Genomic DNA, 12,474 nt, shown 5'->3' with positions numbered 1-12,474 from the left:
GGCGGCCGGCGCGGCATTCCGGTCACGCCGGAGTGGACTTCCGTCACGATCGCCCGACAGTCCTTGACACTGTCCTGACCGGACCCGTAAATGGCGCCACCTGATGGCTCGCCGCCCTTGCGGCCGCGAGCGGCGGGGCCGTAGCTCAGTTGGGAGAGCGCCGCAATCGCACTGCGGAGGTCAGGGGTTCAAATCCCCTCGGCTCCACCATCCCATCCGGTCCGATCCGTCGCGCGATCTCGATCCGCCCCATTCGGCGCGGAACGTGCATGGCGTGTGCCCGGACGGCCATTGTTCGTCGGTGATCGTGTTCGTCCGTGATGATGCGTCGCTGCGCCGCCGATCCGTCGGCCGGTCGCCGCCGCATCCGACCTCCGATCCCTCAACCATTTGGACTTTTGGAAGGAATACCACACATGGCGACTCGCGCCGGGGGCAAGACCCTCACGAAGCTCGTGGCTCCCGAGGCGGCCGTCGCGGCCGCCGAGCCGCGGACGCAGCGCCGCCAGCCCGAGACCGGTCGCTACCTGCTCCAGGTCGACCGTCAGACCAAGCGGTCGTTTCCGACTGTCGAGGCGGCCGAGCAGGCCGGCCGCGTGATCAAGAAGAACTATCCGGTGCTGCAGGTGTCGATCTACGACCCGGTCGACTGCGTCGCCACGCTGATCCAGGCCGAGTGATACCCATTCCGGTTGATCGGCACGTCGTCATTCCGGGGCGCGGCGAAGCCGCGAGTCCGGAATCCAGCGACGAGCTTCGCCTCGGCTGAATTCCGGGTTCGGCGCGGAGCCTGTCGTCGGCTGGCCGAAGGCCGGACCGGATAGCGTCGCTCCGGAATGACCCCGAGTGATCGGGCAGATGCCGTCTGATCTCCGTCGGAGCGGGCTCCGGCGGTTTTCCGGTCACGTCCCCGACCCTGCCGCGGTTGGCGACGCCGGGGCGGCTACAGCCGCCCCAGCAGCATCCACCACAGGACGTCGAGCGGCCACAGGAGCACGATCGTCAGCGCCGCCAGGATCAGGCAGGCGCGCACCGCCTCGCGCACCGGCAGGGCGCCGATCTGCACCGCGACGGCGAGCGGCGGCGCCTGGTAGGGCAGGAAGATGGTCGAGAAGCCGAGCACCTGGCTCATCGTCACGGTCGCGACCGGCAGGCCGGTCGCGGCGGCGAGCACGGGTGCGATCGGGGTGAGGATCGCCGGCACGCCGACGGCGGTGACCAGCGGCCCGAGCGACGCCGCCACCGCGGCCAGCCCGACATAGCTCGCGATCGCGCTGCCGGCGAGCGGCGCCACCACCACGGTCAGCACCTCGCCGAGCGTCGCGCCGAGCCCGGTATGGCCGACCACGGCGCCGAGCCCGACCACGCCGGCGACGTAGATGATCGGCTCGAACGCGACGCTCTTCATCGGGTTCGGCGGCAACAGCCCGGTGCCCGGCCACAGGCACACCAGGGCGGCCGCCATGCCGACCCAGGTGGCCGAGACCCCGTGCAGGCTGTCGGTGAGCCACAGGCCGATGGTGGCGGCGAGCAGCACGGTGAGGCGCTTCTCGCCCGTCGACATCGCCGGCGGCGGGTCCGCCTGCGGGGCCGGCACCGGTCCGACGTCGCGGAACATGACGACGAGGACGCCGATCAGCAGCAGGAGCTTGGCGAGCCCGACGACGGGGAAGTGCAGCAGCAGATATTCGGAGAAGGTCGGGACGCCGAGCCCGGTGGTCTCCAGGAGGCCGGCCAGCACGTTGTTCGGCACGTTGGCGGGTAGGATGCCCATCGCCGGAAAGAACGTGCCGTAGAGCCCGGCCAGCATCACGCCGGCGCGGCCGCGCGAGCCTTTCGCCAGGCCGGCGCGCTGGGCGAAGGCGGCAAGCAGCGGCGCCAGGAGGAAGATGCGGCCCATGCCGGACGGCATCAGGAAGGCGAGCCCGGTGCCGAACACGGCGACCCGCGTGATCACCGCCGGGAACGACCCGTTGGCGACTGCCGCGAGCTTGGCGCCGAGCCGGTCGGCGAGACCGGTGTGGCCGAGCGAGGCGCCGATCACGGATCCCGAGAAGACCAGCCAGGCGGCCGGCCCGGTGAAGCCCGACAGCACCACCGGGGCGGGAGCGACGAGGCCGACGACGCAGACGACGAAGAACACGAAGGCGGCGAGATACTCCGGCACCACCCGGGTCGCCCACATCAGCACGGTCGCCAGCACGGCGAAGAAGGCGAGCCAGATGCTGTGGCCGCCGGTGGCGTGCTGAACGGCCGCGGCGAGGCCGAGGGCGATCACGGCGGCCGCGATGACGCGGGGCGTCCAGGTCGCGGTCATCGGCGCACCGCGTCGCGCAGGGTGGATGCGATCGGGGCGTCGCCGGGCAGGCGGGGCGGCTGAGCGGACCAGGCAGGCACGGGGGAGGTCTCCGGACGGGGCCGGAACCCATGCATGTCGCAGGCCAGGGAGGCAAGCGGGAGGCGATCGGCGCCTCCGACGCCGCCGACGGACCCGGCGTGCCGGGTCCGGGCTTTCCGGGACGGGCAGGCTCAGGCGGCCCGGACCGTGTCGAGGAACTTCGTCACCTCGCTGCGGAGCTGGTTGCTCTCGATCGCGAGCTGGCCGGCGGCGTTGAGGACCTCGCCGGAGGCCGCGCCGGTCTCTTCGGCGCCGCGGCTCACCTCGACGATGTTCTGGGCGACCCGGCTGGTGCCCGAGGCCGCCTGCTGGATGTTGCGTGAAATCTCGGCCGTCGCCGCGCCCTGCTCCTCCACGGCGGCCGCGATGGCCGAGGCGACCTCGGCGATCTGCCCGATGGTGCCTGAGATCTCTTTGATGGCGGCGACCGAGTCCTGCGTCGCCGCCTGCATGGCGGAAATCTGCGCCGAGATCTCGCCGGTCGCCTTGGCGGTCTGGCCGGCCAGGGCCTTCACCTCCTGGGCCACCACGGCGAATCCCTTGCCGGCCTCGCCGGCGCGGGCCGCCTCGATGGTGGCGTTCAGCGCCAGGAGATTGGTCTGCTCGGCGATGTCGGTGATCAGCTTGACCACGTCGCCGATGCGGCTCGCCGCCTGCGACAGCTCGCCGACGCGGGCGTCGGTCTTCGCCGCCTGGCTCACCGCGTCGTCGGCGATGCGGCTCGAGGTCTGCACCTGGCGCGAGATCTCGCCGATCGACGAGGTCATCTCGTTGGTCGCCGCGGCGACGGCCTGGACATTGCTCGAGGCCTCCTCGGACGCCGCGCTGACCGTCGCCGACTTCTGCTGGGTCTGGTCGGCCGTGCGGGTGAGCGTGGTGGCGGTCGCCTCCAGCTCGGTCGCCGCCGACGAGACCATGGCGATGATGCCGCCGACCGCCTGCTCGAACTGATCGGCGAGCCGCACCATGTCGGCCTTGCGCTGCGCCGCGGCTCGGGCCTCCGCCTCGTGCTGCTCGGCTTCGAGCCGCCGGCGCTCGACCGCGTTGGTCTTGAACACCGCGACCGCGTCGGCCATGGCGCCGACCTCGTCCTTGCGGCCGACCCCGGGAATCTCGACGTCCAGCTTGCCGGCGGCCAGCTCGCCCATGGCCGAAGTCATCGTCTTCAGCGGTCCCACGAGGCCGCGGGCGAGTGTCACGGCGACGACGCAGAGAACGGCGACCAGCCCCGCCGCCCACAGGAGCGTCGTGCGCGCCGAGGCCCAGAAGACCTGATCGAGATCGTCGGTGTAGACACCGGTGCCGACCACCCAGCTCCACGGCCCCATCGCGGCATAGCCGATCTTCGGGGCTGGTTCGGAACTGCCGGACCGGGGTGCTTCGTAGGCCACGAAGTCGCCGCCGCGCTGGGCCGCGGCGATCAGCCCGCGCACCGTGTAGACGCCCTTCGGATCCTTGTTGTCGATGCGGTTCGTGCCCTCCAGCTGGGCGCGCGGCCCGAGCACCAGCGTCATGCCGTCGGTGCCGTAGACGAAGACGTAGTCGTCCTGCCCGAACCGGATGGCGCGCAGCGCCGTCTTGGCGCGCTCCTGTGCTTCGGCTTGCGGGAGCTGACCCTTCTCGGTCTTGGCCGCGTAGTCGCGGACGATGGCGACGGCGGACTGGACCTGCGCCATGACGGCGGCGCGCCGCTCCTGCTCGAGCGAGCTGCGCAAGGCGAGCAGTTGGACCACCATGATGGCGAGGCAGGCGAGAACGGCGAGCAGCACGAGCGCGCCGACCCGGCGCGAGATGGTCAGAGACATCGAAAGAGACTTCTGGGACCCGCCTCCGGACCGCACGTGCCGGCACGTGCCGGCAGCCCGGCCCCCGCGGCACAGGACTGATTGCGGGCCCGTTATGGCCCGAACCGTTTAAGGAGTGCCTAAGCTTCGGGCCGCATTGAGCGGGTCACGCCGCCCGCACGGTGGCCAGGAAGGTGTCGACCTCCTGCCGCAGCCGGCTGCTCTCGCGGGCGAGCCGGCTCGCCGCCTGCAGCACCTCGCCCGAGGCGGCCCCGGTCTCCTCGGCGCCGCGCTTCACCTGGACGATCGTCGACGACACCTCGGCGGCCCCGGCGGCGGCGTGCTGGATGTTGCGCGAGATCTCGGTCGTCGCGGCGTTCTGCTCCTCGACGGCGGCGGCGATCGCCGCGGCGACCTCGGCGATCTGCCCGATGGTGCCGCCGATCGCCTTGATCGCCGTCACCGACTCGGTCGTCGCCGACTGCATGCCGCCGACCTGGGCGGCGATCTCGTCTGTCGCCTTGGCGGTCTGGGCGGCGAGCGCCTTCACCTCGGAGGCGACCACGGCGAAGCCGCGGCCTGCCTCGCCGGCCCGTGCCGCCTCGATGGTGGCGTTGAGCGCCAGCAGGTTGGTCTGCTCGGCGATCGCCGTGATCAGCTTGACGACGTCGCCGATGCGCCCGGCCGCGTCCGCCAGCTCGCCCACCCGCGCGTCGGTGCGGGTCGCCTCGGTCACAGCGGACTCGGCGATGCGGCTCGACGTCTGCACCTGGCGGCCGATCTCGCCGACCGAGGCGGTCAGCTCGTCGGCCGCCGCGGCGACCGCCTGCACGTTGGTCGACGCCTCCTCCGACGCGGCGCTGACGCTCGTCGACATCTGCCGGGTCGTGTCGGCCGTGCGCGTGAGCGTGCCGGCGGTCGCCTCCAGCTCGGTCGACGCCGCCGACACGGTCGCGATGATGCCGCCGACCGCCTGCTCGAACTGATCGGCGAGCCGCACCATGTCGGCCTTGCGGACCGCCGCGGCGGCGCGCTCGCGCTCGGCCTGCGCCATCGCCTCTTGGCGCGAGCGCTCCTGCGCCTTCACCTTGAACACCTCGACGGCGCGGGCGATGTCGCCGACCTCGTCGGTGCGTGACAGGCCCGGCAGCGCGACATCGAAGTCCCCGCCGGCGAGCCGCTGCATGCCGGCCGTCATCGCCGTGAGGGGACGCGACAGCGACCGCCCGATCAGCAGCGAGAGGATCGCGACGGCGCCGACGACCGCGAGGATGACGATCTTCAGACGATCCGAGGTCTGGTCGATCGCCGCCGTCTCGGCCGCCTCGCTGCGCGTGCGGGCGGTCTCCAGCGCCGTGTGGATCGCGTCGATCCGCGGCTCGATGGCGGCGAACGTTTCCGACACGGCCTTCTGGGCGACGGCGACCCGCTGCGCCTCGGCCATCCAGGCGGCGAAGTCGGCCTGATAGGCGGCGAGAGCCATCGTCACGACGGCGCGGGCCGCATCCGGCATGTCGGCCGCGGCGAGCTTGGTGCGGAACTCGCCGTCCCGCGTCTTCATCTCGGCGCCGTAGCGCGCGTCGCCACGCAGCATGAAGTCCTTCTCGTGCCGTCGCATCATCAGCATGGTGACGAGGAGCTGCGGCTGATCGAGGCGGCTCACCTGCTGCTCGATCGCGTGCACGCTCTTGCGCAGCGAGCCCTCGAGCCCGGAGCTCTCGTCGAGGCCGAGCCGGGTGCGGGCCTCGGCGAGCGTGCGGAACTGCGTCGCATAGACGTCGAAACCGGCCCGCACCGCCGCGATGTCGGCGGCGAGCGTGCCGTCGGCCTTGCCGGCATCGGCCTGCAGGGTCGCGAGCGCGTCCGCGACCTTTCGGCTCGACGCGGCGTGCCGGTCGGCGTAGCGGGCGTCCTTGCGCAGCAGGAAGTCCTTCTCGGCCCGCCGCAGCTCCAGGAGATCGACCAGTACCCGGGTCGCGTCGCGGTCGAGCGTACGGGCCGTGGCGGCGTCGAGGCGGTAGCGCGACTGCTCGGCCGTGCCGGTCAGATAAAGGCCGCCGACCACGGCGAGGCCGACGATCCCGAGCACGCCGAGACCGGCGATCTTGTGGGTCAGGCGAAGGCGAAACGACATCGGTCTTCTCCGGTCGGAGGCATCGGCGGCCACGTCTTGGTTCGCTCCGCCGGGGGAACTCCGGCCGTAACGGCCGGCGGCGACAGGTGCGATACGCCGCCACGGCCGGTATGGATGCGAAGCTCGTTTTGGTTGAGGCCAATGTCATTTCCAGGCAATGAATAAACTTATAACGAGAGTCGACGAATGAAGATCGCTCTGACCGGTGGGGGATATATAATTTTCAAATAGCTGTTCGTCTGGCGCGAGATCGGTTCATCTCCATAGCTCGTAACGACTAGAGGCGGCGGCATCACGGGCACGTCGGAGCGGGGTGTGTCCGTGTTGTTGCATGTTCGATAGACGTGCGGGCGACGCGAGTGCTTGATCGCGGCGCCATCGATCACCGCTCCGAGTCGAGCACCCCCATCTGGGACTCGGCGCAGCGGGCGCCGGCGGCGGCGCCCTTCGGCACGGCGCGCTCGATCGCCGCGAGGTGGTCCGGCCCCAACTGTGACGTCGAGGCTGCCGAGCGCCTCGGTAAGGCGGTCGCGCCGCCGCGCGCCGACCAGCGGCACGATGTCGGCGCTCTGCTGGCACTTTGTTCGATAATGCGCCATTGTCGGAACGGGCTGTGCGAAATTCAGGACAAAAGGCGGATCATGGCCGACGCGGATCTGGCCGATCTCGATGCCTTCGCGGCGGTGGCACGGGCCCGCAGCTTTCGCGGAGCGGCGGCGGTGCGCGGCGTCTCGCCGTCGAGCCTGAGCGAAGCGGTGCGGCGCCTGGAGGCGCGGCTCGGCGTGCGGCTCCTCAACCGGACCACCCGCAGCGTCACCCCGACCGAGGCCGGCGCCCGGCTGCTGGAGCGGCTCGCCCCGGCGCTCGGCGAGGTCGCGGCGGCGGTCGACGCGATCAACAGCGTGCGCGACAGCCCGACCGGGACGCTGCGCCTCAACGTACCGACTATCGTGGCCCGCCCCGTGCTGCCGCCGATCGCCTGCGCGTTCCTCGAGCGCCATCCGTGGGTCACCCTGGAGGTGGTCGCCGAGGACAGCTTCATCGACGTGCTGGCGGCCGGCTTCGACGCCGGGGTGCGCTACGACGAGCGGCTCGAGCAGGACATGATCGCAGTGCCGATCGGGCCGCGCCGCCAGCGTTACGCCGCCGCTGCGGCGCCCGCCTATCTCGCCCGGCACGGGACGCCGGCGCATCCGCGCGACCTCCTCGATCATGCCTGCATCCGCCACCGGTTCCCGAGCGGCGTCGCGCTGCCCTGGGAGTTCGAGCGCGACGGCGAGGTGGTGCGGATCAGCCCGAAGGGGCCGCTGGTCGCCTCCAATCTCGATCTGGAGGTCGCCGCAGCCGAGGCCGGGCTCGGCGTCATCGCCACCTTCGAGGCGGCGCTGTCGCCGGCGCTCGCCCGCGGCACGCTGGTGCCGGTCCTGTCCGACTGGTGGCCGAGCTTCTCCGGCCCGTTCCTCTACTACGCCGGCCGCGACCATCTGCCGGCGCCGCTGCGCGCCTTCGTCGCCTTCCTGCGGGAAAGGGCGAGGAGTGGGGTGGATGAAAGCCTCTCTGTCATTCCGGGGCGCGGCCAAGCCGCGAACCCGGAAACCAGCGGCGATCTCTGAGGTCTGGACTGGATTGGTCTGGGCTGGATTCCGGGTTCGCGGGCCATCGGCCCGCGCCCCGGAATGATCGGAAAGGGGCTTGCCGACCGATCAGCCCGCCGCGTAAGGCCCGGCCGCCATCGCCATGCCGGTGACGCGCTCGGCGCCGCGGCCGGGGCGGGCCTCGGCCCGCGGGCCGGCGAGCCAGCCGTCGAGGAACTCGGTCAGCCAGGCCCGGATGGCGCCGTCGTACATGGGCCGCTCGGCAAAATGATCCACCCGCGGCCGCGCACCCGGCAAGGCCAGCCGCTCGTGCCCGCGGGTCGTCCACCGGCACATCATCGCGTGCGTCACCTCGGGATGGAACTGGATGCCGTAGGCGGCCGGGCCGTGGCGGAACGCCTGCACCCGGAACATGTCGCCCTCGGCCAACAGGCGCGAGCCGGCCGGCAGCTCGAAGCCCTCGCGGTGCCACTGGTACACGTGGGCCGGCCAGTGCGGGCAGACGCGATGACCGTCGAGCGTCGCGCGCAGCGGATAGTAGCCGATCTCGGCCTTGCCTTCGGGATGTGGCGCGACCCGGGCGCCGAGATGCCTGGCGAGCATCTGGGCGCCGAGGCAGATGCCGAGAAACGGCTTCTGCTCCTTCAGCGGCACGGCGAGCCAGTCGATCTCCTGCTTGACGAAGTCGTCCGGGTCGTTGGCGCTCATCGGGCCGCCGAACACCACGGCACCGGCGTGCTCGGCCAGCGTCTCGGGCAGGCGCTCGCCGAAGCGCGGGCGGCGGATGTCGAGCGGGATGCCACGCGCCTGCAGGAACTGCCCGACGCGTCCCGGCGTCGAGGTTTCCTGGTGCAGAACGATCAGTACGGGCTCCGGCATCGTCGCGTTCCTGGTCGGCGTAGTCCTGGTCGGCTTCACGAAGCGAACAATCTGGAAGGCTAAAGGGGCCGCAATGCGACAAGCAAGCGTAATGCCACGCATGGCGACCAAGTGAGAAAACACGTGCTGCCGCGTGTTGCCGCGGCAGCACGGTCCTGCTGTGGGTGTCGTGAAGAAGGAAACGGGTTCGCCCTGCCGCCGCGCGGCCGACTGCCGGGCCTAAAGCCCGCCGCCGGGGCCGAGGCGCCGGATCTGGGTCGAGGCGATCAGCGCGATCATGGTGCGGCGCGGGAGAACGCGGGCGAACAGCGGCACCAGATTGGCGAGCCGCCCCGGGACCACCATGCGACGGCGGCCCATCAGGGCATCGTAGCCGGCCTTCGCGGCGTCGGCGGCCGTCACGGTGAGGATGCTCTGCAGGCCCGAGACGGTGACGCCGGCGCGCGCCTGGAACCCGGTCGGCACCGGACCGGGGCACAGCACCGTGACGGCGACGCCCTTCGGCCCGAGCTCGCGCCACAGCGCCTCCGAGAACGAGTTCACGAAGGCCTTGGTGGCGTAATAGACGGCCATGCCGGGCCCCGGCACGAAGCCGGCGAGCGAGCCGACATTGAGGAGGCCGCCTTGCTGCGCGACGAGATCGTCGGCGAAGGCGAGGCTGAGCGCGGTGAGCGCCTTGACGTTGAGGTCGATCATCGCGAGCTGCTCGCCGTGATCCAGCGACGTCGCGACGCCGAGCAGGCCGAAGCCGGCATTGTTGACGAGATACTTCGCCACGGCGCCGCGCTCGGCCAGCGCGGCGCGCAGATGCGCCACCGCATCGGGCTGCGCGAGGTCGAGCACCACGACATGCGGGCGCGGCCGGCCGGTCGCGGCGATCTCGTCGGCGAGGGCGTTGAGATCGGCGGCGCGCCGCGCGACCAGCACCACGGCATGGCCGTCGGCGGCGAACAGCTTCGCCAGCTCGGCACCGATGCCCGAGGAGGCGCCGGTGACGACGGCGACGGGCGACGGCGCCGCCGCCGTCACCGAGGCTCGTCCAGCGGATCGCGGCCGGCCGCGACCTCGCGCTTGAGCTCGATGCGCTCGCGGTTCGGCACGGCCAGGAGGTCGGCGACCCGCCACATCACGTTGTCCTCGAACTCGGTCACGCCACCGTCGGCGAACACCATCTCCCACATCATGGCGACCACCTTGCGGCGCCCCTCCTCGTCGAGGGTGCGCATCAGGAGGCTGGTGAACTGATAGAAGTCGACGGCGTCGCGGTCGGCCACCACGGCGGCGTCGATCAGCTCGTCGGTCGCCGCGTCGTCGAGGGCGAAGCGGGTCTTCAAGAGCGTGTGCAGCTTGGCGCGCTCGACGTCCGAGAGGTTGGCGTCGAGGGTCGCGACATGGACCATCAGGGCGGCGGCGGCGAGCCGGTAGTCGCTCGCGTCGAACCGGGCCGGGTGCTTGTCCCCGCTGGTCAGCTCGGCCAGGAACGTCTTGATGTCGGCGAACATGCGGGTCTGCTCCGGGTCGGGGCGCGCCGGCGCCCGTGGCTCTCGGGCGCCGTACGATCGGACCCGCCTTCTAGCGATTTCGGAGCGAAACGGCAAAAGCCCAGCCGCCAGGACGATCGGCCGCAGGGGGCGTGAAGGAGGGCCGTCCGAAGACCTGCCTCTCCCGGCGGTTCAAATGTGTGTCATGCGGCCGACGCATCCTCGGGTTGTGGTAGCGTCTTGTGCCATTCCCACCACCGATCTGCCCGAGCGGACCCGCCGTCCCTCCGACCGAGGTGTGCCATGAGGCTAGCCGCCTACAATGTCGAGAACCTGTTCGACCGCGCCAAGGCCATGAACCTGGAGAGCTGGGACGAAGGGCGGCCCATCCTCGCCGCCTTCGCCAGGCTGAACGGGCTCCTGGGAGAGGTTTCCTACACGGCGGCAGCGCGGCGCCAGATGGCGAAGCTGATGATCGAGCTCGGACTGGAGAAGAGCGACACCGGCCCGTTCGTCGTCCTGCGGCGCAACCGCGGCGGTCTTCTGGTCCGGCCGCGCACCGGCGGCATCGAGATCACGGCGGGCGGCCGCGCCGACTGGGTCGGCTCGCTCGAGCTGCGCGACGAGCCGATCGACGAGAACGCCATGCGCAACACGGCGCGCGTCCTCGTCGATCTCGAGGCCGATGTCGTCGGCGTCGTCGAGGCGGAGAACCGGCCGGTGTTGCGTGACTTCAATCGTCTGATCATACCGGCGATCGACGGGGTGCCGTTCCGCCACGTGATGGTCATCGACGGAAACGACGATCGCGGCATCGACGTCGGTCTCCTGTGCCGCGAAGGATTTCCGATCGAGACCATGCGCAGCCATGTCGACGATGTGGACGGAGACGGCGACCCCATCTTCTCGCGCGACTGTCCGGAATACACGGTGCTGACCCGCAAGAAGAACCGGCTGATCGTTCTCGTGAATCACTTCAAGAGCAAAGGATTCGGCCGTCCCGAGGAGTCGAACGCGCGGCGCAAGGCGCAGGCCGCCCGCGTGCGCGAGATCTACAAGACGCTCGATCCGCGGGGCGACGCTTTCGTGGCCGTGATCGGCGACCTCAACGACACGCCGGACAGCGATCCGCTCTCGCCGCTCGTCCGCGGCTCGAAGCTGAAGGACGCGTTCACGCATCCGGCGTTCGACGACGGCGGCTTTCCGGGCACCTACGGGCCGTGCTCGGCCGCCAACAAGATCGATTATCTGTTCCTGTCGCCGGCGTTGTTCGCGAAGGTCACGGCCGGCGGCGTGTTGCGCAAGGGCATGTGGCCCGGCGTGCGCCCGAAGAAGTGGGACGTCTACGAGACTCTCCAGGACAAGAAGGACGCCGCCTCCGACCACGCGGCGATCTGGGTCGATCTGGACATCTGACCGGCGACGTCACGCCCGGCCAAGTCGGCTTGGTGAAGTCAGCTTGGCCAAGTCACGCCGGCGACCGCGATCGTGGGCGATCCGCCCGCTACCGGATGCCTTCCTTCGTGGCGGTCGCCTCGGCGAGGAGCGCGAGGTTGTTCTGCACGAAGGGATTGCCCGGATCCTTGGCGGCGGCCTCGTTGAGGGTGGCGCGGGCGCGGCGGTAGTCGCCGCGCAGCATGTAGGAATAGCCCATGTTGTTGAGCACCGCGGCGCTGCGGCCGACGATGCGGATGAGCTGCAGATAGGCGCGATCGGCGAGATCGAAGCGCTTGAGCCGGTCGTACGAGGCCGCGAGGCACAGCCACGCGTCGGCGGATTTCGGTGTCTGCTCGACCGAGCGGCGGCAGTACTTCTCGGCATTGCCGTAGTTGCCCTGCCGGAACTGCTCGCGGCCGACGCTGAGATCGTCGTTCGGCGCGCTCGGCGTCATGTCGTCCTGCAGGAGCTTGGGCGCGGCGCCGGCCGTCGAGCCGGTGACGTCGGCGTCGGCCACCACGACGGGCACGGATCCCGTCGCCTCGCTGCGGCCGAAGCTCGGCAGCTCGGGCAGCTTCACGGCCGTGGTCTCGCAGGCGGACAGCCACAGGAGCCCCGCAACGGACACGAACGCGAAACGCTGGAACTCGACTGTCATGATACGCTCGGGACCGAGGCCCCTTCCGTCGCGGCACCGGTGCTCGGGCGCGACGCGGACCTGGAGGCTTTGGCGGAGCGTAGGTCCGGGATAGTTAAAGAATCGCGT

10 protein-coding genes, 1 tRNA gene and 1 pseudogene are annotated in these 12,474 nt (G+C 70.9%); 4 read left to right on the top strand and 8 right to left on the bottom strand.

The genetic code is table 11. The features are described from left to right. Positions 1 to 134 precede the first annotated feature (134 nt). Both CCR97_RS14760 and CCR97_RS14755 read left to right on the top strand, forming a co-directional pair. Positions 135 to 210: transfer RNA gene (locus tag CCR97_RS14760), tRNA-Ala, on the top strand. Between the two features lie 206 nt (positions 211 to 416). Beyond that, complete coding sequence (locus CCR97_RS14755; RefSeq protein WP_111360227.1) at positions 417 to 680, top strand: hypothetical protein; 264 nt, start codon at positions 417 to 419, stop codon at positions 678 to 680. Between the two features lie 263 nt (positions 681 to 943). On the opposite strand, the gene CCR97_RS14750 is transcribed toward CCR97_RS14755, so the two are convergent. From CCR97_RS14750 to CCR97_RS14735, 4 genes and pseudogenes are all read right to left on the bottom strand, one after another. Next, positions 944 to 2,317, bottom strand: a complete 1,374-nt coding sequence (locus tag CCR97_RS14750; protein ID WP_201159604.1) for an SLC13 family permease — start codon at positions 2,315 to 2,317, stop codon at positions 944 to 946. Positions 2,318 to 2,529: 212 nt separating this feature from the next. Next, positions 2,530 to 4,203, bottom strand: a complete 1,674-nt coding sequence (locus CCR97_RS14745) for a methyl-accepting chemotaxis protein (protein WP_201159603.1) — start codon at positions 4,201 to 4,203, stop codon at positions 2,530 to 2,532. A gap of 145 nt (positions 4,204 to 4,348) precedes the next feature. After that, positions 4,349 to 6,316: a methyl-accepting chemotaxis protein gene (locus CCR97_RS14740; RefSeq protein WP_111357635.1), complete on the bottom strand. Its 1,968-nt coding sequence runs from the start codon at positions 6,314 to 6,316 to the stop codon at positions 4,349 to 4,351. A gap of 382 nt (positions 6,317 to 6,698) precedes the next feature. Then, a pseudogene (locus CCR97_RS14735) lies at positions 6,699 to 6,879 on the bottom strand (aldo/keto reductase); the annotation flags it as partial. A gap of 78 nt (positions 6,880 to 6,957) precedes the next feature. On the opposite strand from CCR97_RS14735, the gene CCR97_RS14730 reads away from it, so the two are divergent. Continuing rightward, entirely contained in the window at positions 6,958 to 7,929 is a 972-nt protein-coding gene (locus tag CCR97_RS14730; protein ID WP_111357634.1) for a LysR family transcriptional regulator, read from the top strand. A 90-nt stretch (positions 7,930 to 8,019) separates the two neighbouring features. On the opposite strand, the gene CCR97_RS14725 is transcribed toward CCR97_RS14730, so the two are convergent. The 3 genes from CCR97_RS14725 to CCR97_RS14715 all read right to left on the bottom strand — a co-directional run bounded on the left by CCR97_RS14725 (position 8,020) and on the right by CCR97_RS14715 (position 10,292). Then, on the bottom strand, positions 8,020 to 8,892 hold the full coding sequence (locus CCR97_RS14725) for a glutamine amidotransferase (protein WP_111357636.1): 873 nt from the start codon (positions 8,890 to 8,892) through the stop codon (positions 8,020 to 8,022). Between the two features lie 117 nt (positions 8,893 to 9,009). Further along, on the bottom strand, positions 9,010 to 9,819 hold the full coding sequence (locus tag CCR97_RS14720) for an SDR family NAD(P)-dependent oxidoreductase (RefSeq protein ID WP_201159602.1): 810 nt from the start codon (positions 9,817 to 9,819) through the stop codon (positions 9,010 to 9,012). Continuing rightward, entirely contained in the window at positions 9,816 to 10,292 is a 477-nt protein-coding gene (locus CCR97_RS14715) for a tellurite resistance TerB family protein (protein ID WP_201159601.1), read from the bottom strand. Before CCR97_RS14715 ends, CCR97_RS14720 begins: the two co-directional genes overlap by 4 nt. Positions 10,293 to 10,574: 282 nt before the next feature. On the opposite strand from CCR97_RS14715, the gene CCR97_RS14710 reads away from it, so the two are divergent. Further along, complete coding sequence (locus CCR97_RS14710) at positions 10,575 to 11,687, top strand: endonuclease/exonuclease/phosphatase family protein (protein WP_111358808.1); 1,113 nt, start codon at positions 10,575 to 10,577, stop codon at positions 11,685 to 11,687. 88 nt (positions 11,688 to 11,775) lie between these two features. On the opposite strand, the gene CCR97_RS14705 is transcribed toward CCR97_RS14710, so the two are convergent. Next, positions 11,776 to 12,366, bottom strand: a complete 591-nt coding sequence (locus tag CCR97_RS14705) for a tetratricopeptide repeat protein (RefSeq protein WP_111358807.1) — start codon at positions 12,364 to 12,366, stop codon at positions 11,776 to 11,778. Positions 12,367 to 12,474: the final 108 nt, after the last annotated feature.

It is taken from the genome of Rhodoplanes elegans (assembly GCF_016653355.1).
Lineage (GTDB): Bacteria > Pseudomonadota > Alphaproteobacteria > Rhizobiales > Xanthobacteraceae > Rhodoplanes > Rhodoplanes elegans.
Note: the sequence above shows the minus strand (reverse complement) of the source record. Positions and strands in the feature narration are given on the sequence as shown.

Coding starts and splice junctions, on each gene's coding strand:
- CCR97_RS14755 (WP_111360227.1), top strand. CDS start 417: ATGGCGACTCGCGCCGGGGGCAAGACCCTCACGAAGCTCGTGGCTCCC.
- CCR97_RS14750 (WP_201159604.1), bottom strand. CDS start 2,317: ATGACCGCGACCTGGACGCCCCGCGTCATCGCGGCCGCCGTGATCGCC.
- CCR97_RS14745 (WP_201159603.1), bottom strand. CDS start 4,203: ATGTCTCTGACCATCTCGCGCCGGGTCGGCGCGCTCGTGCTGCTCGCC.
- CCR97_RS14740 (WP_111357635.1), bottom strand. CDS start 6,316: ATGTCGTTTCGCCTTCGCCTGACCCACAAGATCGCCGGTCTCGGCGTG.
- CCR97_RS14730 (WP_111357634.1), top strand. CDS start 6,958: ATGGCCGACGCGGATCTGGCCGATCTCGATGCCTTCGCGGCGGTGGCA.
- CCR97_RS14725 (WP_111357636.1), bottom strand. CDS start 8,892: ATGCGTGGCATTACGCTTGCTTGTCGCATTGCGGCCCCTTTAGCCTTC.
- CCR97_RS14715 (WP_201159601.1), bottom strand. CDS start 10,292: ATGTTCGCCGACATCAAGACGTTCCTGGCCGAGCTGACCAGCGGGGAC.
- CCR97_RS14710 (WP_111358808.1), top strand. CDS start 10,575: ATGAGGCTAGCCGCCTACAATGTCGAGAACCTGTTCGACCGCGCCAAG.
- CCR97_RS14705 (WP_111358807.1), bottom strand. CDS start 12,366: ATGACAGTCGAGTTCCAGCGTTTCGCGTTCGTGTCCGTTGCGGGGCTC.